The organism is Achromobacter sp. GbtcB20 (genome assembly GCF_019091095.1).
Classification (GTDB): Bacteria; Pseudomonadota; Gammaproteobacteria; order Burkholderiales; family Burkholderiaceae_B; genus Achromobacter; species Achromobacter mucicolens.
The window spans coordinates 224492-246627 of record NZ_JAGXJZ010000001.1 but is presented as its reverse complement, the minus strand read 5'-3'; the positions used below and the strand labels follow the sequence as shown (position 1 = coordinate 246627).

The 22136-nt window shown below is 65.5% G+C and carries 19 protein-coding genes and 1 tRNA gene; 11 read left to right on the top strand and 9 right to left on the bottom strand.

What is annotated here, in order from left to right; translation table 11 throughout:
- Positions 1 to 54 precede the first annotated feature (54 nt).
- Entirely contained in the window at positions 55 to 912 is an 858-nt protein-coding gene (kdsA, locus tag KVT32_RS01115; RefSeq protein WP_128828510.1) for a 3-deoxy-8-phosphooctulonate synthase, read from the bottom strand.
- 134 nt (positions 913 to 1046) lie between these two features.
- Positions 1047 to 1760 (bottom strand): aquaporin Z, encoded by a 714-nt coding sequence (gene aqpZ / locus KVT32_RS01110; protein ID WP_056324443.1) that lies wholly within the window; start codon positions 1758 to 1760, stop codon positions 1047 to 1049.
- A gap of 119 nt (positions 1761 to 1879) precedes the next feature.
- Between aqpZ and KVT32_RS01105 the strand changes: the two genes are divergently transcribed.
- Complete coding sequence (locus KVT32_RS01105) at positions 1880 to 2059, top strand: hypothetical protein (protein WP_152384770.1); 180 nt, start codon at positions 1880 to 1882, stop codon at positions 2057 to 2059.
- Positions 2060 to 2096: 37 nt separating this feature from the next.
- Here KVT32_RS01105 and KVT32_RS01100 read toward each other — a convergent pair whose 3' ends face one another.
- Both KVT32_RS01100 and KVT32_RS01095 read right to left on the bottom strand, forming a co-directional pair.
- Complete coding sequence (locus KVT32_RS01100; protein ID WP_227741252.1) at positions 2097 to 3455, bottom strand: diguanylate phosphodiesterase; 1359 nt, start codon at positions 3453 to 3455, stop codon at positions 2097 to 2099.
- Positions 3456 to 3602: 147 nt separating this feature from the next.
- Positions 3603 to 3689 (bottom strand) — tRNA-Leu (locus tag KVT32_RS01095).
- Positions 3690 to 3736: 47 nt separating this feature from the next.
- Here KVT32_RS01095 and dapC point away from each other — a divergent pair.
- From dapC to KVT32_RS01070, 5 genes are all read left to right on the top strand, one after another.
- Positions 3737 to 4933, top strand: a complete 1197-nt coding sequence (dapC, locus tag KVT32_RS01090) for a succinyldiaminopimelate transaminase (protein ID WP_193725302.1) — start codon at positions 3737 to 3739, stop codon at positions 4931 to 4933.
- A 24-nt stretch (positions 4934 to 4957) separates the two neighbouring features.
- Positions 4958 to 5779 carry a 2,3,4,5-tetrahydropyridine-2,6-dicarboxylate N-succinyltransferase gene (gene dapD / locus KVT32_RS01085; RefSeq protein ID WP_056324432.1) on the top strand — a complete coding sequence of 274 codons (822 nt, stop codon included), beginning with the start codon at positions 4958 to 4960 and terminating at the stop codon, positions 5777 to 5779.
- A complete protein-coding gene (dapE, locus tag KVT32_RS01080) occupies positions 5779 to 6918 on the top strand; it encodes a succinyl-diaminopimelate desuccinylase (RefSeq protein WP_217617528.1) in 1140 nt (379 codons plus the stop codon). Before dapD ends, dapE begins: the two co-directional genes overlap by 1 nt.
- A 95-nt stretch (positions 6919 to 7013) precedes the next feature.
- Entirely contained in the window at positions 7014 to 7919 is a 906-nt protein-coding gene (gene prmB / locus KVT32_RS01075; RefSeq protein ID WP_152384774.1) for a 50S ribosomal protein L3 N(5)-glutamine methyltransferase, read from the top strand.
- Positions 7916 to 9850 carry an ATP-binding cassette domain-containing protein gene (locus KVT32_RS01070; RefSeq protein ID WP_217617527.1) on the top strand — a complete coding sequence of 645 codons (1935 nt, stop codon included), beginning with the start codon at positions 7916 to 7918 and terminating at the stop codon, positions 9848 to 9850. The genes prmB and KVT32_RS01070 overlap by 4 nt, the downstream gene beginning before the upstream one ends.
- Positions 9851 to 9990: 140 nt before the next feature.
- On the opposite strand, the gene KVT32_RS01065 is transcribed toward KVT32_RS01070, so the two are convergent.
- From KVT32_RS01065 to KVT32_RS01055, 3 genes are read right to left on the bottom strand one after another with little or no spacing between them, the layout of a single operon-like run.
- Complete coding sequence (locus KVT32_RS01065; RefSeq protein WP_056324424.1) at positions 9991 to 10296, bottom strand: chorismate mutase; 306 nt, start codon at positions 10294 to 10296, stop codon at positions 9991 to 9993.
- 5 nt (positions 10297 to 10301) lie between these two features.
- Positions 10302 to 12596: a UvrD-helicase domain-containing protein gene (locus KVT32_RS01060; RefSeq protein WP_056324422.1), complete on the bottom strand. Its 2295-nt coding sequence runs from the start codon at positions 12594 to 12596 to the stop codon at positions 10302 to 10304.
- Entirely contained in the window at positions 12593 to 13729 is a 1137-nt protein-coding gene (locus tag KVT32_RS01055) for a fatty acid desaturase (protein ID WP_369818561.1), read from the bottom strand. The genes KVT32_RS01060 and KVT32_RS01055 overlap by 4 nt, the downstream gene beginning before the upstream one ends.
- Between KVT32_RS01055 and KVT32_RS32585 the strand changes: the two genes are divergently transcribed.
- Together KVT32_RS32585 and KVT32_RS01050 are read left to right on the top strand one after the other, a co-directional pair.
- Positions 13649 to 13825, top strand: coding sequence for a hypothetical protein (locus KVT32_RS32585; RefSeq protein WP_370458371.1), 177 nt, complete (start codon positions 13649 to 13651; stop codon positions 13823 to 13825). The genes KVT32_RS01055 and KVT32_RS32585 overlap by 81 nt on opposite strands.
- Positions 13826 to 14167: 342 nt before the next feature.
- Positions 14168 to 14548, top strand: a complete 381-nt coding sequence (locus tag KVT32_RS01050) for a hypothetical protein (RefSeq protein WP_227741253.1) — start codon at positions 14168 to 14170, stop codon at positions 14546 to 14548.
- Here the strand turns inward: KVT32_RS01050 and KVT32_RS01045 are convergent.
- Together KVT32_RS01045 and purN are read right to left on the bottom strand one after the other, a co-directional pair.
- Complete coding sequence (locus tag KVT32_RS01045) at positions 14532 to 15893, bottom strand: RsmB/NOP family class I SAM-dependent RNA methyltransferase (RefSeq protein WP_152385531.1); 1362 nt, start codon at positions 15891 to 15893, stop codon at positions 14532 to 14534. The genes KVT32_RS01050 and KVT32_RS01045 overlap by 17 nt on opposite strands.
- Positions 15894 to 16827: 934 nt before the next feature.
- A complete protein-coding gene (gene purN, locus KVT32_RS01040; RefSeq protein ID WP_172802195.1) occupies positions 16828 to 17484 on the bottom strand; it encodes a phosphoribosylglycinamide formyltransferase in 657 nt (218 codons plus the stop codon).
- Between the two features lie 158 nt (positions 17485 to 17642).
- Between purN and KVT32_RS01035 the strand changes: the two genes are divergently transcribed.
- Genes KVT32_RS01035 through lspA form a run of 3 tightly spaced genes read left to right on the top strand, consistent with a single transcriptional unit; the run spans position 17643 to position 21998 of the window.
- Entirely contained in the window at positions 17643 to 18608 is a 966-nt protein-coding gene (locus KVT32_RS01035; RefSeq protein WP_063955488.1) for a bifunctional riboflavin kinase/FAD synthetase, read from the top strand.
- Positions 18598 to 21465, top strand: coding sequence for an isoleucine--tRNA ligase (gene ileS / locus KVT32_RS01030; RefSeq protein WP_063955486.1), 2868 nt, complete (start codon positions 18598 to 18600; stop codon positions 21463 to 21465). Before KVT32_RS01035 ends, ileS begins: the two co-directional genes overlap by 11 nt.
- A gap of 2 nt (positions 21466 to 21467) precedes the next feature.
- A complete protein-coding gene (lspA, locus tag KVT32_RS01025) occupies positions 21468 to 21998 on the top strand; it encodes a signal peptidase II (protein WP_152384776.1) in 531 nt (176 codons plus the stop codon).
- Positions 21999 to 22136: the final 138 nt, after the last annotated feature.

The following is a 22136-nucleotide window of genomic DNA, read 5'->3' as shown; positions in this document are numbered from 1 at the left end:
TGTGTGGCCTGGATCGTATAACAGCTTGGCGTCCGCGGCGTGACCGCGCCAGCTTCAGGGCTCGATGTCGATGGGCGCAAAAGACTTCACCAGGTCGTCAAGCTGCTTGAGTTGCGTCAGGAAGGGCTCCAGCTTGTCCAGCGGCAAGGCGCTGGGACCGTCGCACTTTGCGTTCTTGGGATCGGGATGGGCTTCCAGGAAGAGGCCCGCCAGACCGACCGCCATGCCCGCGCGCGCCAGTTCGGCCACCTGTTCGCGGCGCCCGCCGGATGCGGCGTCCAGGGCCGATCGCTGCTGCAGCGCGTGGGTCACGTCAAAGATAAGCGGACGGTTGCCGGATACTTTTTTCATCACGCCAAAGCCCAGCATGTCGACGACCAGGTTGTCGTAGCCGAAGCTCGTGCCGCGATCGCAGAGAATCAGCTTGTCGTTGCCGGCCTCGGTGAACTTCTCGACGATGTTGAGCATCTGCGTGGGGCTGAGGAACTGCGGCTTCTTGATGTTGACCACGCGTTGCGTCTTGGCCATCGCGACGACCAGGTCGGTCTGGCGGGCCAGGAATGCAGGCAGTTGCAGGATGTCGGCGACTTCGGCGACCGGCGCGGCCTGCCAAGGCTCGTGCACGTCGGTGATGACCGGAACGCCGAACTCCTTTTTCACGGCTTCGAAGATCTTCATGCCCTCTTCCAGTCCGGGACCGCGATACGAATGAATGGACGAGCGGTTGGCCTTGTCGAACGACGCCTTGAAGACGTAGGGGATGCCCAGTTTGCGCGTCACGCGCTGGTATTCCTCGCAAGCGCGCAGCGCCAATTCCTTGGATTCCAGGACATTGATGCCGCCGAACAGCACGAAAGGCCGATCGTTCGCGCAGGCGATCGAGGAGGAAATTACGACTTCTGGGGCGGTCATGATGGGAATCCTGTAAAGGTAAGGCAGGTGATAGTGCGTAATGTACAACCTGCCTCACCGCCGCATCATCTGGCTGGCCCCATTTTCCTGCCCGCGGTAGCCCTAAATCACGCGCGCGATGCGGATTGGACGTGTCATGCGCGCTCGAGCGCCGGATCGCTGACCAGCCGGTAGGCCACCGCGCCGATGATCGCGCCCACGATGGGCGCCACCCAGAACAGCCACAATTGCTCCAGCGCCCAGCCGCCTACAAAAAGTGCCGGCCCGGTCGACCGCGCCGGATTCACCGACGTGTTGGTGACCGGGATGCTGATGAGGTGGATGAGAGTCAGCGCGAAGCCGATGGGAATGGCGGCAAAGCCCGCCGGCGCGCGCCGGCTGGTCGCGCCAAGAATCACGAAGATAAAGCCGGCTGTCAGCACCAATTCGGTCACCAGCGCGGACAGCAATGTGTATTTGCCGGGTGAATACGCGCCATAGCCATTGGCGGCAAAGTGGCTTGCCCGCAGGTCAAAGCCCAGCTTGCCGTTTGCAATGCATGCCAGGACCGCCGCCGCCGCAATCGCGCCCAGCACCTGCACGATGACGTACGGCAGGATTTCCTTGGCGGGAAAGCGTCCGCCCGCCACCAGCCCCACCGTGACCGCAGGATTGAAGTGCCCGCCGGAGATGTGACCCACTGCGAAGACCATCGTCAGGACGGTCAGGCCAAACGCCAGCGCCACGCCCAAGAATCCGATGCCCAACTGCGGAAATCCGGCGGCTAGCACCGCCGCGCCGCACCCGCCCAGCACCAGCCAGAACGTGCCGAAGAACTCCGCGCCGCAACGCTTGGGTAATGAATACATGACCACTCCTCGATATCGGAAGCCCTAAGGTCGCGGCGGGCGCGAAGGTAATGGTCAAAATAGCCGGATGGCGGGTGCGCTGGGATCGGACAGATGGGGGATGCGGGGGGGGACGACGCGTGCTGGGCTCGATCTTTGCCGGCCGGCCCTTCACGCTTCAGTACGCGAAGGAACGCGTGTCGCCCGAAGTCGCCGGGCAGCCGGCGTTTACCGCCACCGCGGGTACGGTCGTCATCCTGGCGGCGCTGGCTGCCGCGGCCTGGTTTACCGCCTGGTTGCCGAAAGCGGCCAAGCGGTGACGGCGGCTGAGAACGCCGTCCCAACACCGAAAAAGCGTCAATCCGCCTGAACGCGCTGGGGCCACCGCACGTCGGGCACTGCATTCAGGGCGGGCTTTGCGAACAGATAGCCCTGAAAGCGTTCGAAACCGGCGGCCTGGAGCCAGCACCATTCCTCGACCCGTTCCACGCCCTCCGCGACGGGCGTGATGCCCATGGCGCTGCAAGCGCGCGCAATGCCGCAAACGATCGCCTGGCGGGGGCCGTCCAGATGAATGTTCTGGATGAGCTGCCGGTCGATCTTGAGCTTGTCCGGCTGGAATTCGGCCAGCAACGACAGGCCCGCGAACCCTGCCCCGAAATCATCGATCGCGACCCCGATGCCTGCCCGGCGCAGGCGCGCGATCGCGTCCCTGAAGGCGAACGGGCTCTCAATGGCTTCCTGTTCGGTGATTTCCACGATCACGTGCTGCGGCAAGAGATCGCAGGCCGCAATCTGATCCACCAGGCGGCTGACCGCCGACGGGTCTTCGATCAGCGACATCGGCAGCAGGTTGACCGACAGCTTCACATTGTCCAGACCCAACCGCCGCGCCAGTTCGAATGCCGCGGCTTTCGATTCCAGATCGACGCGGTAACGCTGAGCGGGATCGAGACTGGCGAACATCTGTTCGGGGGATTCTCCGGATCTGCCGCGGATCAGGAACTCGAAGGATGTGACCTCGCGCCGCATGGGATCGACGATCGGTTGCAGTGCAAAGGGATACGCGCGGGCGGGCGCTGCGGGGTCTTCATGGATCGCAGCCGCGCCGCTCGCCGCAAACCGCCAGCGGGCAGCATCCTCGCCCTCGACGATATGATCGGTCCCCCGCGCGGCGGCATACCAGCCCAGGATCTTCACGACCCGGTCGTCTCCACGCGCCAGCCGGGCGGAAACTGTCATTTTGGCAAGAATGCGTGAGGACACCGCTTGCGGGTCGAGCTCGCGCAGATCAAGCAAGGCCATCGCATCACCACCGAACCGGCGGGCCGGCCCCTGGTCCTGCATCAGCAGCACGACGTTCTTGTGGGCGTCGTCGCGCCGTATCGAATCGAAAAGGTGCGATACCGCTTCATCGGGCCCTTCCAGCAGCTGCACGAAGTGCACACCGTCAAAGAGCATGATGCCGGTCACGTCCAATGCGGCGTTGCGCGCACGGGCGGGCGTCAACAGATCGGTCAGATCCTGCGCATTCATGGTGTCGACAGCACGGCTGCGGTATATCAGTGTGGAAATCATGTCGTGTTCTTTCACGAACGGGTCGGACGTGGGTGAGGCGCGGCGGCGGAGCCCTGAGGCGGCGGGCGGGTGTACGCGAACCATGGAATGGACGCGAGGCAAGCAAGCCTGGCAGTCGGGCAGTTCAGCGGCGCGCAATAAACGTCAGTACCGGATGCGGATTCGCGGACGGCGGCAAGACGGAGGACGGCTCGGGGGGAACGTGGGTTGAGCCGGAAGATTTGGCCAAATATCCCTGAAATGATAGGGCCGAAACCTAAATCACTGAAAACACGGGAAGTTTGATGGTGCGAAGGAGGGGACTCGAACCCCTACACCTGTTACGGCGTCAGGACCTAAACCTGGTGCGTCTACCAATTTCGCCACCTTCGCAATAGGCCAAGCCCGCTATTGTAGCTTGCTTGTTAAAATCTTGCGTCATGAATCCGCGCCTCGATGCCCTGCACCCCTACCCGTTCGAAAAATTGCGCGCGTTGCTGGCTTCTGCCAGCTCGCAGCCGGACGGCATTACGCCCATCAATTTGTCGATCGGCGAGCCCAAGCACGCCGCGCCTGAACGCGTGGCGCAAGCCATTCGCGACGGCATGGCCGGGCTTTCCGTCTACCCGTCCACGAAGGGCGATCTGGCCCTGCGCCGGGCAATTTCGGAGTGGCTGTCGCGCCGCTACAGCATTCCGGCGCCCGATGCCGAAACGCAAGTGCTGCCGGCCCTGGGGTCGCGCGAGGCGCTGTTTGCGTTCACGCAGACCGTGATCGATCCCGCGGCCGGTTCCGTGGTGATCTGCCCCAACCCGTTCTATCAGATCTACGAAGGCGCCACGCTGCTGGCGGGCGCGACGCCCTACTTCGTCAACGCCGATCCGGTACGCAATTTCGGCAGCGACTGGAACCAGGTGCCCGAAGACATCTGGAAGAAGACGCGCCTGGTGTTCGTGTGCTCGCCGGGCAACCCTGCCGGCAACGTGATGTCGCTGCAAGATTGGGAAACGCTGTTCAAGCTGTCGGACCGTCATGGTTTCGTGATTGCGTCGGATGAATGCTATTCCGAGATCTATCTGGACGAGGGCGATCCCCCGCTGGGCGGTTTGCAGGCGGCGCGGCGTCTGGGGCGGGACGACTACCGCAACCTGGTGGTGTTCTCCAGCCTGTCCAAGCGGTCCAATGTGCCGGGCCTGCGGTCGGGCTTCGTGGCGGGCGACGCGGCGCTGATCGGCCGGTTTCTGCTGTATCGCACGTATCATGGCAGTGCGATGAGCCCCATCGTGTCCGCGGCCAGCATTGCCGCGTGGACGGATGAGGCGCACGTGAAGGAAAACCGCCGCCAGTACCGCGAGAAATTCGACGCGGTGCTGCCCATCCTGCAAAAGGTGCTGGATGTGTCGCGGCCGCAGGCTTCGTTTTATTTGTGGGCGGCAACGCCCGGTTCCGATACGGCGTTCGTGCGCGACCTCTATGGCCGTACCGGTGTTACCGTGCTGCCAGGCAGCTTCCTCGCGCGCGAGGCGCACGGCATGAATCCGGGCCAGGGACGCATCCGCATCGCCCTGGTGGCGCCCTTGGCCGACTGCGTGCAGGCGGCCGAGCGCATCGCCCATTTTGTACATACTTCTGTTTGACCAACCTTTAAAAGCTGAGCCGCTATGACTCTCGACCTGCAGACCACCATTGAACAAGCCTGGGAGAACCGGGCCAACCTGTCGCCCACCGACGCCAGCGCCGAAGTGCGCGAAGCCGTTGAGCACACCATCGACGGGCTGGACCTGGGCCGCCTGCGCGTGGCCGAGAAGATCAATGACGACTGGGTCGTGCACCAGTGGATCAAGAAGGCCGTGCTGCTGTCCTTCCGCCTGAACGAAAACGCCATCATGGGCCAGGCGCCGCTGCAGTTCTACGACAAGGTGCCGCTCAAGTTCTCGGAATTCGGCGACAACGCGTTCAAGCAAGGCGGCTATCGCGTGGTGCCGCCGGCCGTGGCCCGCCGCGGCTCGTTCATCGCCCGCAACGTGGTGCTGATGCCCTCTTATGTGAACATCGGCGCCTACGTCGACGAAGGCACGATGGTCGACACCTGGGCCACCGTCGGCTCGTGCGCCCAGATCGGCAAGAACGTCCACCTGTCGGGTGGCGTGGGCATTGGCGGCGTGCTTGAGCCGCTGCAGGCCAACCCCACCATCATCGAAGACAACTGCTTCATTGGCGCGCGCTCCGAAGTCGTGGAAGGCGTGGTGGTCGAAGAGAACTCGGTGCTGGCCATGGGCGTGTTCCTGTCGCAAAGCACCAAGATCTACGATCGCGCCACCGGCAAGATCACCTACGGCCGCGTGCCCTCGGGTTCGGTCGTGGTGCCGGGCTCGCTGCCCTCGGCCGACGGCACGCACAGCCTGGCCTGCGCCGTGATCGTCAAGCGTGTCGACGCGCAGACCCGCGCCAAGACCAGCATCAACGACCTGCTGAGGGCTTGATGAGCAATTCGGCCGTACTGGATCTGGTCAAGGACCTGATCGCCCGTCCCTCCGTCACGCCCGCGGACGAAGACTGCCAGGCGGCGATTGCCGCCCGGCTCGAACGCATCGGCTTTACCTGCGAGACCATCGCGCAGGGCGGCGTCACCAATCTGTGGGCCCGGCGCGGCAGCGCCGCGCCGCTGACGGTGTTTGCCGGCCACACCGACGTGGTGCCCCCGGGCCCGCGCGAGAAGTGGAACAGCGATCCCTTCGTTCCCACGGAACGCGACGGCTGGCTGTACGGCCGCGGGGCGGCCGACATGAAGAGCTCGATCGCCGCCTTTGTGGTGGCGGCCGAGGAATTCGTGGCGGCCCACCCGCAGCATGACGGCTCGATCGCCCTGTTGATCACGTCCGACGAGGAAGGCCCGTCCATCGATGGCACCGCCATCGTGTGCGACGCGCTTAAGGCGCGCGGCGAGCAGCTGGATTACTGCATCGTGGGCGAGCCCACGTCGGGCGATGTGCTGGGCGACACCTGCAAGAACGGCCGCCGCGGCTCCTTGTCGGGCAAGCTCACGGTCAAGGGCATCCAGGGGCACGTGGCCTACCCGCACCTGGCGCGCAACCCTGTTCACCAGCTTGCGCCGGCGCTGGCCGAGATCGTCAGCATTGAATGGGACCAGGGCAACGAGTATTTCCCGCCCACGACGTTCCAGGTGTCCAACCTGAACTCGGGAACGGGCGCGACCAACGTCGTGCCCGGCGAGGCCGTGGCGTTGTTCAATTTCCGCTTTTCCACGGCCAGCACGCCTGAAGGCCTGAAGCAGCAGGTTCACGCCGTGCTGGGCAAGCACGGCCTGGAGTACGAGCTGGATTGGGAATTGGGCGGCGAGCCCTTCCTGACCCCGCGCGGATCCTTGACCGACGCGCTGGTGCAGGCGATCCACGCGGAAACCGGCGTGACCGCCGAGCTGTCGACCACCGGCGGCACGTCGGACGGCCGCTTCATCGCCAAGATCTGCCCGCAAGTCATCGAGTTCGGCCCCGGCAACGCCACGATCCACAAGGTCAATGAGCGCATCGAGGTCGCCTCGCTGGAACCGCTCAAGAACATCTATCGGCGCACGCTGGAAAACCTGCTGCTGCCCGCATGATGCCCGCGCCGGCGGGACGCCAGTCCCGCCGCGCACGCTTTCCAGCCCCCTTTCAGGGGGCGTTTTTCCGTTTTCCCCCTGGGACTGTGATTTGAATGCCTGATACGAACGCAACCTCCCGCGACGAACTGCAGACCGTGCGCGACCTGATCCGCTACGGCGTCTCGCGCCTGAACGGCGCCCAGGTGTCGCTGGGACATGGCAGCGACAATGCCTGGGACGAGGCGGTCTACCTGACCCTGCACGCGCTGCACCTGCCGCTGGACACGCTGGATCCGTTCCTGGATGCACGCGTCGTGTGCGAAGAGCGCGAGCGTGTGCTGGACCTGCTGGACCGTCGCGTGGCCGAGCGCGTGCCCGCCGCGTACCTGACGAACGAAGCCTGGCTTCGCGGCCACCGGTTCTACGTGGACAAGCGCGTGATCGTGCCGCGCTCGCCGATCGCCGAGCTGCTGGACGAGGGGCTGTCGCCGTGGGTGCAGGATGCGCTGGCCGTGGAAAACGTGCTGGACATGTGCACCGGCTCCGGCTGCCTGGCGATCCTGGCGGCGCTGGCCTTCCCGTACGCGCACGTGGACGCGGTGGACGTGTCCCCCGACGCCCTGGAAGTCGCGCGCCGCAACGTCGACGACTACGGGCTTGCCGACCGCCTGGACCTGCACGAAAGCAACCTCTTTGATGCCCTGCCCGCGCGCGAATATGACGTGATCGTCTGCAATCCGCCCTACGTGAACAGCGGCTCGATGCGCGCTCTGCCGCAGGAATACCTGCACGAACCGCAACTGGCGCTTGCCGGCGGCGACGACGGCATGGACCTCGTGCGCCGCATCCTGCAAGCCGCCCCGCAATACCTGTCGGAGAACGGCGTGTTGGTGCTTGAAATCGGCCATGAGCGCGATTTCTTCGAGGCCGCCTTCCCGCAGCTGTCGCCCGTCTGGCTGGACACCGAGGAAGCCTCGGACCAGCTGCTGCTGCTTACCCGCGAGCAACTGAGCCTGTGATACGCGCCAACGGATTGACCCTGCGCCGCGGCACGAAAGTGCTGCTGGACGGCGCCGAATTTGTCGTGAACCCGGGGGAACGGGTAGGCATCGTGGGCAAGAACGGCGCGGGCAAGTCCTCGCTGTTCGCGCTGCTGACCGGCGCGCTGGACGCAGACGCCGGCACCTTGTCGCTGCCCGCCGGTTGGCGCATCGCCAGCGTCGAGCAGGAACTGCACGCGGACGACCGCCCTGCCCGCGAGTTCGTGATCGACGGCGACACGCATCTGCGCGCATTGCAGGCGCAGCGCGCGGCGCTGTCCGACGACCAGGGCACGCAGATCGCCGAAGTGGAAGCCGCGCTGGTGGAAGCCGGCGCCTGGAGCGCGGCCTCCCGTGCCGAGCAACTCCTGGCCGGCCTGGGCTTCAAGCCCGCCGAATGGACGCAACCGGTCGAGAGCTTTTCGGGCGGCTGGCGCATGCGCCTTGCGCTGGCCCGCGCGCTGATGGCTCCGTCCGAGCTGTTGCTGCTGGACGAACCCACCAACCACCTGGATCTGGACGCGATGCTGTGGCTGGAGAAATGGCTGGCCGCCTATGAAGGCACCGTCATGCTGATCTCCCACGACACCGAATTCCTGGACGCGGTCGCGCGGTCGATCCTGCATTTCGACCATGCCAAGCTGACGCGGTATCGCGGCGGCTATGGCGACTTCCTGACGCAGCGCGCCGAGCGCCTGCGCCAGTCCAGCATCGCCTACGACCGCCAGACACGCGAGGCGGCCCGCCTGCAAGGCTTCATCGACCGCTTCAAGGCCAAGGCGTCCAAGGCCAAGCAGGCGCAGAGCCGCGTGAAGGCGTTGGCGCGCATGCAGGTGCTGGCGCCGCTGCAAGCGGAAGCCGGCATCGACATTCGCATCCCCTCACCCGACCAGGTGCCCGATCCGCTGCTGACGCTTGAGCATCTGTCGGCGGGCTACACGGACGCCGAGGGCAATGCCGTGCCCATCCTGCGCGATGTGACGCTGATGGTTCGCGCGGGCAGCCGCGTGGGCGTGCTGGGCGCCAACGGCGCCGGCAAGAGCACACTGATCAAGACCCTGGCCGAGGAACTGCCCGTGCAGGCCGGCGAGCGCCGCGCCTCGCGCGGTCTGGCGATCGGATACTTCCACCAGCACCAGCTCGACATGCTGGACGTGGACAGCACGCCAATCGCGCACCTGGCCCGCCTGGCGCCCGAGGCGCGCGAGCAGGAACTGCGCAATTACCTGGGCGGTTTCGGTTTCTCGGGCGATACCGTCACCAGCAAGGTCGGCCCGATGTCGGGCGGCGAAAAGGCGCGCCTGGCGCTGTCGCTCATCGTCTGGCAAAAACCCAACCTGCTGCTGCTGGACGAGCCCAGCAACCACTTGGACGTCGAGACGCGCGAGGCCTTGGCCACCGCCCTGGCAGACTTCGGCGGCAGCATGCTGCTCGTGTCGCACGATCGCCATCTGCTGCGCACTACCGTGGACAGTTTCTGGATCGTGGCGGACGGCGCGGTGCGGGAGTTCGCCGGCGACCTGGAGGACTACCGCGACTGGCTGGCCGCGCGCAATGCGGACGAACGCGCCGAGGCACGGGAAAGCGCCGAAAACGGCAGTGACCCCGTCGTCGATCGCAAGGCGCAGCGCCGCGCCGAAGCCGAACAGCGGCAACGCCTGTCCGCCCTGCGCAAGCCGCTGGAGTCCAAGCTGGCCAAGGTGGAATCCGAGATGGAAAAACTGCGGAGCAAACTCGCGGCCCTGGACGCGGTGATCGCCGATCCGGACCTGTATTCCGACGCGCGTCGCGCCGAACGCCAGAAGGTCATGGCGGACCACGGCGAACACGGCAAGCGCATGGGGGAACTGGAAGAGCAGTGGCTGGAGCTGCAGGGCTCGCTGGAAGAGATCGACCAGAGCGAAGCCTGACCCAAAAGAAGTGGCCCACATTTAAGCGGGCTTCAAATAGAAACCGGCCCCGAATTGGGGCCGGTTTTTTTGGGCTAGCTGTTTTCGGCTGGCCTATAACCGCGCACTTGCCTTGACAGGCCTCGGGCGCGCGCCTGCGGTCACGAGTAAGGACGCTCGCGCAGGCGGGTGTGGTTGTCGATCACGGTGTCGATCACTTCGCGCAGGATGGTCTCGGCCAGATCGGGCGGCACGCCGGCTTCCAGTGCCAGGCGCCGGATGCGCTCGACCTGCTGGGCCTCGCGCCTGGGGTCCACCAGATCCATCCCGTGGTTGGTTTTCAGTTCGCCGATCATGTCCGTGCAACGGAACCGCACACCCAGCAGCAGCATGATCTGCTGGTCGATCTCGTCGACTTCGGCGCGCAGGGACGCCAGCTCGGCTTTGGGGGAATCGTTGTTGGCCATATGTGTCAACCCTGAACAATGTCGAGCTTGGCGATGCCAAGCGCCAAGGTCTTGGCGCCGACATCGCGGAAGTGGATTTCCGCCTGGGCGTCCTGTCCCGCGCCGCTCAGGCCGATGATCGTGCCGTCGCCGAAACGCGCGTGACGCACACCCTGCCCCACACGATACTGCTTGTCGCCCACCGTGACGCCGGTAGCGACACCGCGGGGTTGACGCGGCGCAATGGTGTTGGTCGGCTTGCGGCCAAAGGCATCGCCACGGTTGCCGCCGCCCCACCCTGCACCTGTCGCGCTGACCGGGGCCAGCCCGGCCTTGGGGGTCAGCCACTTCAGGTGCTGCTCGGGAATTTCATCCAGAAAGCGCGAGCGCATGGCGTATCGCGTCTGGCCATGCAGCATCCGGCTTTGCGCCAGGCTGATGTACAGGCGCTGCCGCGCGCGCGTGATCGCCACGTACATGAGGCGGCGTTCTTCTTCCAGGCCGGCCGGCTCGAGGATGCTGTTCTCGTGCGGGAACAGCCCTTCCTCCAGGCCGGTGATGAACACGGCGTCGAATTCCAGGCCCTTGGCGGCATGCACCGTCATGAGCTGGACGGCATCCTGGCCTTGCTGGGCCTGGTTGTCGCCGGCCTCGAGCGCCGCATGCGACAGGAACGCGGCCAGGGGCGTCAGGTTGTCGCCTGCAACCGCAGGCGCGTCCACCACACCCGGCATGAGCGTGGAGGACGTGTCACCGTCGGGCACCTGGCCGGCGGGCATGCCGTCGTAGTTTTCCTCGGACGCAAACACCGCCGCGGCCGTGATGAGTTCGTTCAGGTTTTCCAGCCGTTCGGCGCCTTCGCGCTCGGCCTTGTAATGGGCGTTCAGGCCGCTGGCCTCGAGCATGTGCTCGACCATTTCGGGCAGCGGCAGCTCGCGGGTTTCTTCGATGAGCCGATGAATCAGCTGCGCGAACTGGGCCAGATTGGATCCGCCCTTGCCCGCAACCCGCGCTACCGCGCCATACAGGCTGGTGTCGTGCTCGCGTGCGGCATCGGCCAGTTGTTCGAGCGTACGTGCCCCGATCCCGCGCGTCGGGAAATTGACCACCCGCATCCACGACGTATCGTCGTGCGGATTGGCCATTAGGCGCAGGTAGGCCAGCGCGTGCTTGATCTCCTGGCGCTCAAAAAAGCGCAGACCGCCATACACCTTGTACGGGATGCCGGCCGAGAAAATGGCGTGCTCGATGACGCGCGACTGCGCGTTGCTGCGATACAGCACGGCGATTTCCCGGCGGTCGCTGCCTTCATGGATAAGGGAACGGATCTCGTCCACGATCCACTGCGCTTCCATGCCATCGGACGGCTGCTCGATGACGCGCACCGGTTCGCCCTCGCCCTGGTCGGTCCAGAGATTCTTGCCCAGGCGTCCCGAGTTGTGGCCGATGAGCGCGTTGGCCGAATCCAGGATATGACCGTACGAGCGGTAGTTCTGCTCCAGGCGGATCACGGTGCCATGCGCATAGTCGCGCTCGAAGTCAGCCATGTTGCCGACGTTGGCGCCGCGGAAGGCGTAGATGGACTGGTCGTCGTCGCCCACGGCGAAGATGGCCGCGCCACCGCCCGCCAGCAGGCGAAGCCACTTGTACTGCAGCGTGTTGGTGTCCTGGAACTCGTCGACGAGGATGTGGCGGAACCGGCGCTGGTAGTGCTCGCGCACGGGCGCGTTGCGCGACAGCAGCTCATAGGCGCGCAGGAGCAGCTCGGCAAAGTCGACCACGCCTTCGCGTTGGCACTGCGCTTCGTAGAGCTGGTAGATCTCGATCAGGCGGCGGCGGTGCGCGTCGTAGGCTTCGACGTCGGCGGGGCGCAGGCCCTCTTCCTTGGCGCCGTTGATGAAGCGCTGCACATCGCGGGGCGGGTACTTTTCGTCGTCCACGCCGTTGGCCTTCATGAGGCGCTTGATGGCCGCAAGCTGGTCCGTGACGTCCAGGATCTGAAAGCTCTGCGGCAGGCCGGCGTCGCGGTGATGCGCGCGCAGCATGCGGTTGCAAAGGCCGTGGAACGTGCCGATCCAGAGGCCGCGCGTATCGATCGGCAGGATGGCCGACATGCGCGCCAGCATCTCGCGGGCTGCCTTGTTGGTGAACGTGACCGCCAGAAGCCCAAAAGGCGAAGCCTGGCCGGTTTGAATCAGCCAGGCCATGCGGGTGGTGAGCACCCGGGTCTTGCCGCTGCCCGCCCCGGCCAAGACCAGGGCGTGCTGCGGTTCTAACGTTACTGCGGCGCGTTGTTCAGGATTGAGCTTCTCTAGCATCATGCCGCGTAGCGGCGCAGATGTTGAGCGAACTGCTCAAGCCCAGCGATGCCGCTTTGCTGGGCGCGCTGGCACCAGGCCTGCAGGTCATGAAGAAGTTGTTCGCTGCTGGCGCTGGAGCTTTCCCAGATGCGGCCGAGTTCACGGCGCATCTGAACCAGCGTCGACAGCGACTTGTTCTGGGCAATGGCCTTGTCCACGGCAGCCAGTTGCTCGGGCTGCAGGATTTCTTCGTTGCGGTGGATGGCACGGCGCACGCTGTGCAGCTTGGTGTAGCCGCACTCGGCGTTGCCTTCCTGGCGCGAGGCCTTCAGCTTGGCCAGCTCTTCGCGGGCGGCGCTCTTGATCACGTCCGCATAGCGGGCCATGACTTCGTAGCGGTGCGTGATCACGCCTTGCAGCGTGCGCAGGTCGATGCCCGTGCGGGAGTCGTCCAGCTTGAGCTTGGGCGCAACCTTCTTGATCTTGGCCAGGCCGAAGAACTTCAGGATGTTGATGTAGCACCAGCCGATGTCGAACTCATACCACTTGGCCGAGAACTTGGCGGACGTGCCGTGGGCATGGTGGTTGTTGTGCAGCTCTTCGCCGCCGATCACGATGCCCCACGGGAACACGTTGGTGCTGGTGTCCGGGCTGTTGTAGTTGCGGTAGCCCCAGAAGTGGCCGATGCCGTTGACGACGCCGGCGGCCCAGAAGGGGATCCAGGCCATCTGGACAGCCCAGACTGTGACGCCGATGGCGCCGAACAGGGCGATGTCGATGGCGAGCATGGTCAGCACGCCCCACAGGCTGTGCTTGCTGTAGACGTTGCGCTCGAGCCAGTCGTCAGGCGTGCCGTGGCCGAACTTGGCCATGGTTTCCTTGTTGTTCGACTCTTCGCGGTACAGCTCCGCGCCGCGGAACAGCACCTTCCAGATGCCGAACAGCATGGGCGAGTGCGGGTCACCTTCTTTTTCGCATTTGGCGTGATGCTTGCGGTGAATGGCCACCCATTCCTTGGTGACCATGCCGGTCGTCATCCAGAGCCAGAAGCGGAAGAAGTGCATGACAGCCGGATGAAGATCCAGACCGCGGTGCGCTTGGCTGCGATGGAGAAAAACCGTGACCGCAACAATCGTGATGTGCGTCACGACCAAAGTGAAAACGACGATCTGCCACCAAGTCGCTTGGGTCAGGCCGCCGGCAATGAAGGAGAGGATGTAATCCATAAAGCTGTTATGAGCCTCGCATGAGAAGTGGCTGAAAGTTTAGCTTACCTTAGCCGTCTGATGACAATCTAGTTTCAAAATAGTTATTGAGAGAAATCAAGGACTAAGCCGCGGTTTTGACCAAAAAAGCCGCGCTCGCGGCGCTTTGGGCGCACGCAGAGCCTTCAATGGCGCCATTCCGGTGTCCACGCCCCCCGGGAGGGAGAGCTGCGACTTTCGCAACGGCACCGGGTTTTGGCTACATTTGGCGATTAAAGTTCCAGTCAGGCAAGCCCGCCGTCTTGAAGACGCCACGATAGCCGTGCACACTGCCCGCCGTCGCGCCCCAAAACTGTCTCTTTTGTCCCACTAATGCCCCTGAATCTAATGCGTCACCGTTTTTTCATCGCCCTCGCCACGCTTGGCGTGGGGTTTTCGGCCTCTGCCCAGGCGCAAACGCTGAAGTCCGGAGACGTTGCCGTCCTGGCCTCTTACTACGAGATCCGGGGTTCGGACTGCCTGGCGTTGCGGGCGCCGCGCGTCGCGATCACCCAGATGCCGACGCTGGGCAAGGCCAGCATCCTGCAGACGCGCGGACAATCCAACGATTCCGGGCGCTGCGCCTACAAGTCGGTGCCGGTGGCACAGGTGGTCTACCAGGCCGACCGGCCGGGCTCCGACACCCTGTCCTGGGAAGTGAAGTACCAGAACAAGACGATCGGAACCCGCCGCTACAGCGCGACGGTAGGCGTCACGCCGGGTCCTTGACGCCGGCTTCCTCCTGTAAGGCCGTTTCGGCGCCGGCTTCCTCGGCGGCCACCGGCTCGGCAAACTCCGCCTCCTTGGCGTCTTCGGCGCTTTCCGAAGCTTCCGCGGCACCGGAAGCCGCTGCCTTCTTTTTGCGCTCAAACACGGCGGCAAAGAACCCGTCGGTGCCGTGCACGTCCGGGCGCAACTGCACGTAAGGACCTTCCAGCTTCAAGGTCTCGCACCGGGCGCCCAGGATTTCGGCGGCGTCCACGCGTTCGAAATCCGGATGGCTGGCGAGGAACCGGTCGGCCTGGACTTCGTTCTCTTCGGCCAACAGGCTGCACGTGGCGTAGACCAGGCGCCCGCCGGGCGCGACGCAGCGCGCCGCGCTGTTCAGGATGCGCTCTTGAAGCTGACCCAGTTCAGCCAGCGCCTCGGGGTGCTGACGCCATTTCAGGTCCGGATTGCGGCGCAGGGTGCCGATGCCGCTGCAGGGCGCATCGACCAGCACGCGTTGCGCCTTGCCTGCCAGGCGCTTCACGCGCGCATCGTTTTCATTGTCGATCACCACCGGCACGACATTCGACAGGCCGCTGCGCGCAAAACGCGGCTTGGCGCGCGCCAGCCGGGCCGCCGAAACATCAAAGGCGTACAGACGGCCGGTCGAACGCATCAGCGCGCCTAGAAGCAGCGTCTTGCCGCCCGCGCCCGCGCAGAAATCGATGATCATCTCACCGCGCCGGGGAGCGACCAGGAGCGCGAGCAACTGGCTGCCTTCGTCCTGGACTTCGATGCTGCCGTTCTCGAATTGGGGCCACCGGTTGATGGCGGGTCGCCCTTGCATGCGGATGCCCCACGGCGAAAAAGGCATCGCCGTCGGCTCATAGCGGCCCGCGCTTTGCTGCAGTTCGGCCAGCATGGCGTCGCGCTCGGTCTTGAGCGGGTTCACGCGCAAGTCCAGGCTGGCCTGACGGTTCAAGGCCTCGACCAGCGTGTCCGGGCTTTCCATGGCGCTCAGACGCTCGTCCAGCCAATCGGGAATGCTGCCGCGCACGGCGCGGGGCAAGGTTGCCACGTCGATGCGCGACACGCGCTGCAGCCATTCGGCTTCGGCCGCGTCCATGCCCTCTTGCAGGGGTTCTGCGCCCACCGTGGCATTCAGACCCAGGATGGCCAGGCGGCGCGAAGCGGGGCCGACGCCGCTTTCCGCGTACTGGCGGTAGCGGCGAAGGTGACGCAGCACGTCATAAACGGCCTCTGCGACTTCGGAGCGGTCGCGCGCGCCCAGGTTCGGGTGGTGGCGCAGCCAGTGCGACAGCGCAGCGTCGGCCGGATAGGTCCATTGCAGGATCTCGCCCAGCACGCGCTGCACCTGGTCGATGCGGATGGCGCCGTGCGAGAGGCGCGGGCGGTTGGATTGGGGCTTTTGCGGGGCGTGATCGCCGCCGCGGTATTCGCCACGTGGACCGCTGGAGGCACGGGAATCGAAGGAACGGGAATCCGGGCGGCCTTGCCCTTCGCGGCGGTCCTGGCCGTGCGAATTGCGGTCACCGCCACGGCCTTCGCCGCGCTGGCCGCCGAAGGACGAGCGGGAATCCGGGCGGCCCTGGCCTTCGCGGCGGTCCTGGCCGTACGAATTGCGGTCGCCACCGCGGCCTTCGCCACGCGGGCCGCCGAAAGACGCGCGGGAATCCGGACGGCCCTGGCCTTCGCGCCGATCTTGGCCATACGAATTGCGGTCGCCGCCGCGGCCTTCGCCGCGCGGGCCGCCGAAGGACGAGCGCGAATCCGGGCGGCCCTGGCCTTCGCGGCGATCCTGGCTGTACGAATTGCGGTCGCCGCCGCGGCCTTCGCCACGCGGGCCGCCAAAGGACGAGCGCGAATCCGGGCGTCCCTGGCCTTCGCGGCGATCCTGGCCGTACGAATTGCGGTCGCCACCGCGGGCTTCGCCACGCGGCCCGCCGAAGGACGAGCGCGAATCCGGGCGGCCCTGGCCTTCGCGGCGATCCTGGCCGTACGAATTGCGGTCGCCACCGCGGGCTTCGCCGCGCTCCTGGCCGTAGCCGCCGCGATCGCCACCGCGATCGTCACGGGCGCGGTCGCCGGATTCGGACCGGTCGCGGGGCGCCGGCTTGCGGGCGTCGCCCTTGGGACGGGAGAAGAAGGATCGGCCGTCGCGGCCTTCCGTGGCGGCGCCGAAGGAGCCGGCCAGCCGGGAACGCGTGGATTGGGGTTTGGTCATGGTGTAGTCCAGTGGGGCGCAGGCGCTCGCGCCCGATAAATGCTTTTCAGGCCGTTCAGACGGCCGGCGTCCAGGAAAAAAGGCGCACGGGGTCGCCCTGGACGGCCACGCGGTGATCGTTTGTCAGGGTAACCCGGCCTTCGGCCAGCCAGCGAACCGCAGCCGGAAAAGCCTGGTGTTCGACGGCCAGCACGCGCTCGGCCAGCAACTCCGGGGTGTCGCCGGCCAGAACCGGCACGCAACCCTGGGCAATGATGGGGCCGTGGTCCAGGACCGGGGTGACGAAGTGCACGGTGCAGCCATGCACTCGCACGCCCGTCGCCAGGGCCTGGGCGTGCGTATGCAGCCCCGGAAACGCGGGCAGCAAGGAAGGATGGATGTTGACCAGGCGGCCGGCGTAGTGATTCACGAAACCGGGCGTGAGCACCCGCATGAATCCGGCCAGGATGACGTAGTCGGGCTCGTACCGGTCGATTTCGGCAGCCAGCGCGGTGTCGAAGGCTTCGCGGCTGGCGTAGTCCTTGTGATACAGGGCGGCCGTGGGGATACCCTGCCCGGCAGCCCATTCGAGGCCGGCGGCGTCGGGACGGCTGGCGATGACAGCGGCAATTTCCGCTGGCCAGGATTCGTCGCGGCAGGCCTCGGCCAGCGCCTGCATGTTGCTGCCCCGTCCCGAGATCAGGATGACGAGGCGGCGCTTGATAGAAGATATTTCCGGCAAGATGAAGAATTCCAAGGGAAATCGGGCGGGTCCGCCCCCGTGATCCGGCATCGGAAAAGGGCCCGCGCGCGCAGCGCGGAAGCGCCGGCGCGAGAGGACGCTGGCGGGATACGAACAAACCCGTAATCCAAAATTGTAAACTCTCGCTCGTGAAACCATCGCTGCGTATCTACCGATCCCTGCCCCCGCCCGACCGGCGCGCCCCTTGCGCGCTGACGATCGGCAATTTCGACGGCGTCCATCGCGGCCACCAGGCCATGCTTGCCCGCGTCTGCCAGGTGGCCCGCGAACGCGGTCTCACGCCGGCCGTGATGACCTTCGAGCCGCACCCGCGGGAGTATTTCGCCACCCTGAACCAGCGTCCGGAGCTGGCGCCGACCCGCATTTCCGGGCTGCGCGACAAGCTGGCCGCGCTGGCACGCTACGGCATCACGCAGGTCGTGGTCGAGCGCTTCAATGCCCGGCTGGCCGAAATGTCGGCCAATGCTTTCATCGAACACCTGCTGGTGCAGGGCTTGCAGACCAAATGGCTGCTGGTGGGCGAGGACTTCCGTTTCGGGCACAAGCGCAGCGGCGACATCGATCTGCTGCGCGAGGCCGGCATGGTGCATGGTTTCGAGGTCCAGACGCTGGCCGATGTCACGGACCGACAAGGCCACCGCATTTCCAGCTCCGAGGTCCGCACCGCGCTGGCGGTGGGCGACCTGGAGCGCGCCCGTCATCTGCTAGGACACCCCTTCCATATCAGCGGCCACGTCATCCATGGCCAGAAGCTTGGCCGGACCCTGGGCTATCCCACGATGAACCTCCGGGTGGCGGAAAGATGCGCCGCGCGTTCGGGCATCTACGTGGTGCAGGTTCACGGGTTGGCCGACCGCGCGCTGCCTGCGGTGGCAAGCCTGGGCGTGCGGCCGACGGTCGAAGACCGCGGCAGAGTGCTGCTTGAGTCACACTTGCTCGATGAGACCGTCAACGCATACGGTAAACTCGTACGCGTCGAATTCCTGCAAAAGCTGCGGGACGAAGAAAAATTTCCTGATCTCCCTTCCCTGACTGCCGCCATCGCCGAAGACGCGCGAAACGCGCGCGCCTATTTTGCCGTTCATGGACTATAAAAAGACCCTCAACCTGCCCGATACTCCCTTCCCCATGCGGGGCGACCTCGCCAAGCGCGAGCCCGCCTGGATTGCGCAATGGGAGGAAAACCACGTCTACCAGGCGATCCGTGCGGCCAGCCGCGGCCGGCCCCGCTTCGTCCTGCATGACGGCCCGCCCTATGCGAACGGCGACATTCACATCGGCCACGCGGTCAACAAGATCCTGAAGGACATCATCGTCAAGAGCCGCAACATGGCCGGCTACGACGCGCACTACGTGCCGGGCTGGGACTGCCACGGCATGCCCATCGAGATCCAGATCGAAAAGAAGTACGGCAAGCACCTGCCCGTGGCGGAAGTGCAGTCCAAGGCACGGGCCTACGCGCTCGAGCAGATCGACCGCCAGCGCAAGGACTTCAAGCGCCTGGGCGTGCTGGGCGAATGGGATCGTCCGTACATGACGATGAACTACAGCAACGAGGCCGACGAGATCCGCGCCTTGGGCCGTATCCTGGACAAGGGCTATGTGTTCCGCGGCTTAAAGCCCGTGAACTGGTGTTTCGACTGCGGTTCGGCGCTTGCCGAAGCCGAGGTGGAATACGCCGATCGCGTGGACCCGGCTGTCGACGTGGCCTTCCCGTTTGCCGAACCCGCCAAACTGGCCAAGGCCTTCGGCCTGGAATCGGTCGAAGACGGCGCCATCGTGATCTGGACGACCACGCCCTGGACCATCCCGTCCAACCAGGCGCTGAACGTGCATCCGGAAATCGAATACGCGCTGGTGCGGGTCACGTCCGAAACCCCGCCCAAGTTCGGCCCCCTTCTGCTCATCGCCAAGGAACGCGTCGAAGACTGCCTGAAGTCCTGGGCGCTCGAAGGCGAAGTCATCGCCACGGCGCCTGGTCAGGCGCTGTCGGGCATTGAATTCCGCCACCCGCTGGCGCAGTTCAACGCCGCCTACGACCGCAAGGCGCCCGTCTACCTGGGCGACTACGTCACGGCCGACTCCGGCACTGGCGTGGTGCACTCGGCGCCTGCCTACGGTATCGAGGACTTCATGTCGTGCAAGGAGCACGGCATGAAGGACACCGACTTCATCAGCCCGGTCATGGGCGACGGCAAGTACGTCGAGAGTCTGGCGCTCTTTGGCGGCCTGTCGATCTGGGACGCGAATCCCAAGATCGTCGAGGCCCTCAAGGAAGCCGGCGCGCTGATGCACGTCGAAAAGCACAAGCACAGCTACATGCACTGCTGGCGCCACAAGACGCCCATCATCTACCGCGCGACCAGCCAATGGTTCGCCGGCATGGACGTCGCGCCCAAGGACGGCAACCCGACCCTGCGCGAAACGGCGCTGGCCGGCATCGACGCCACGGCGTTCTACCCTGCCTGGGGCCGCGCCCGCCTGCATGCCATGATCGCCAACCGCCCGGACTGGACCCTGTCGCGTCAGCGCCAGTGGGGCGTGCCGATGGCGTTCTTCGTCCACAAGGAAACCGGCGAGCTGCATCCGCGCACGTCCGAGCTGCTTGAACAGGTGGCGCAGCGCGTGGAACAAGGCGGCATCGAAGCCTGGCAGGCGCTCGATCCCCGCGAGCTTCTGGGCGACGAAGCCGACCAGTACGAAAAGAACCGCGACACGCTCGACGTGTGGTTCGATTCGGGCAGCACGCACGCCACGGTGCTGGGCGGCAAGGACGGCGAATTCGCCGGCTCGCACGGCGCCGAACTCGGCTGGCCCGCCGACCTCTACCTGGAAGGCTCGGACCAGCATCGCGGCTGGTTCCATTCGTCGCTGCTCACCGGCTGCATGCTCTACGGCCAGCCGCCCTACAAGGCCCTGCTGACGCACGGCTTCGTGGTGGACGGCCAGGGCCGCAAGATGAGCAAGTCGGTCGGCAACGTGATTGCCCCGCAGAAGGTGTCCGATTCCCTGGGCGCCGAAATCCTGCGTCTGTGGGTCGCGTCCACCGATTATTCCGGCGAGCTCTCCATCTCGGACGAAATCCTCAAGCGTGTCGTGGAAGGCTATCGCCGCATCCGCAACACGCTGCGCTTCCTGCTGGCCAACCTGGCCGACTTTGACGCCGTGTCGCAATCGGTGCCCTACGGCGAGCTTTTCGAGATCGACCGCTACGCGCTCGCCATGACGGCGCAGATGCAGGCGGAAGTTCAAGCGAACTACGAGCGCTACGATTTCCATCCGGCCGTCTCGCGCCTGCAGACCTTCTGCTCCGAAGACCTGGGCGCGTTCTATCTGGACATCCTGAAGGACCGCCTGTACACGTCCGCGCCGGACAGCCGCGCGCGCCGCTCGGCGCAGACGGCCCTGCTGGATGTGACGCAGACGCTGCTCAAGCTGATGGCGCCCATCCTGTCGTTCACGGCCGAAGAGGCCTGGAAGGAACTGGCGGCCTCGGCCCTGAAGAACCAGGCCGATGCGGCCCGCACGACGATCTTCACCGAGGTCTATCACGTGCTGCCGCCGTTTGCCGACGCCGAGACGCTGACGGCCAAGTGGGCGCGCCTGCGCGCCATCCGCGCCGAGGTCCAGCGCAAGCTGGAAGAAGTGCGCACGGCGGGCGACATCGGTTCGTCGCTGCAAGCCGAGGTCGACCTGTACGCCAACGGCGAAGACCAGCAATTGCTGGCCAGCCTGGGCGACGACCTGCGTTTCGTGCTGATTGTCTCGCGCGCCACCGTGCACGCTGGCGAAGGCGAAACCCGTATCGAGGTCACGCCGTCGGCGCACAAGAAGTGCGAACGCTGCTGGCACTGGCGCCTTGACGTGGGCCAGGACGCCGATCATCCCGAGATCTGCGGCCGCTGCGTGTCCAACCTGTTCGGCTCGGGCGAAGCCCGCGACAAGGCTTGAACATGACCCGCCCCTCCGAACACGGGGTGACGGACGCCGCCCCCGCCCGCGCCGCGCCGGCGCGCGTGGGCGGCTGGCTGGCGCTGGCCTTGCTGATCATCGTGCTGGACCAGTTGACCAAGATCTACTTCAACACGGCCTTCCAGTACGGCGAGCGCGTCAACATCCTGCCTTTCTTTGACTTCACGCTGGTGTTCAACCGCGGGGCAGCCTTCAGCTTCCTGGCCTCCGAAGAAGGCTGGCAGCGCTGGCTCTTCACCGGCCTTGGTTGCGTGGCGGCGGTGGTCATCGTCTGGATGCTGCGCCGCACGCACGGCCAGCCGCGCTTTTGCCTGGCGCTGACGCTGATCCTGGGCGGCGCCATCGGCAACGTCATCGACCGCGTGGTGTATGGCCACGTGGTGGACTTTCTGCTCTTCTACTGGAACGACTGGCAGTTCCCTGCCTTCAACCTGGCCGACGTCGGCATCACCTGCGGCGCGGTGCTGCTGGTGCTGGACGAACTGCTGCGCGCCCGCAAGCCGCAAGCATGACAAAAGGGGGGCATGTTGCCCCCCTTTCGTTTCCAGCGGTTTTCGTCTGCATTGATGCCCCCTCTAATCCATGACGAACGGCGCGTTGCCGCAATGCAGAATAAAATCCCTTTCAATTCCTCGATTACACGGCGCTGA

Coding starts and splice junctions, on each gene's coding strand:
- kdsA (WP_128828510.1), bottom strand. CDS start 912: ATGACCGCCCCAGAAGTCGTAATTTCCTCCTCGATCGCCTGCGCGAAC.
- aqpZ (WP_056324443.1), bottom strand. CDS start 1,760: ATGTATTCATTACCCAAGCGTTGCGGCGCGGAGTTCTTCGGCACGTTC.
- dapC (WP_193725302.1), top strand. CDS start 3,737: ATGAATCCGCGCCTCGATGCCCTGCACCCCTACCCGTTCGAAAAATTG.
- dapD (WP_056324432.1), top strand. CDS start 4,958: ATGACTCTCGACCTGCAGACCACCATTGAACAAGCCTGGGAGAACCGG.
- dapE (WP_217617528.1), top strand. CDS start 5,779: ATGAGCAATTCGGCCGTACTGGATCTGGTCAAGGACCTGATCGCCCGT.
- prmB (WP_152384774.1), top strand. CDS start 7,014: ATGCCTGATACGAACGCAACCTCCCGCGACGAACTGCAGACCGTGCGC.
- KVT32_RS01065 (WP_056324424.1), bottom strand. CDS start 10,296: ATGGCCAACAACGATTCCCCCAAAGCCGAGCTGGCGTCCCTGCGCGCC.
- KVT32_RS01060 (WP_056324422.1), bottom strand. CDS start 12,596: ATGATGCTAGAGAAGCTCAATCCTGAACAACGCGCCGCAGTAACGTTA.
- KVT32_RS32585 (WP_370458371.1), top strand. CDS start 13,649: ATGAAGATCCAGACCGCGGTGCGCTTGGCTGCGATGGAGAAAAACCGT.
- KVT32_RS01050 (WP_227741253.1), top strand. CDS start 14,168: ATGCGTCACCGTTTTTTCATCGCCCTCGCCACGCTTGGCGTGGGGTTT.
- ileS (WP_063955486.1), top strand. CDS start 18,598: ATGGACTATAAAAAGACCCTCAACCTGCCCGATACTCCCTTCCCCATG.
- lspA (WP_152384776.1), top strand. CDS start 21,468: ATGACCCGCCCCTCCGAACACGGGGTGACGGACGCCGCCCCCGCCCGC.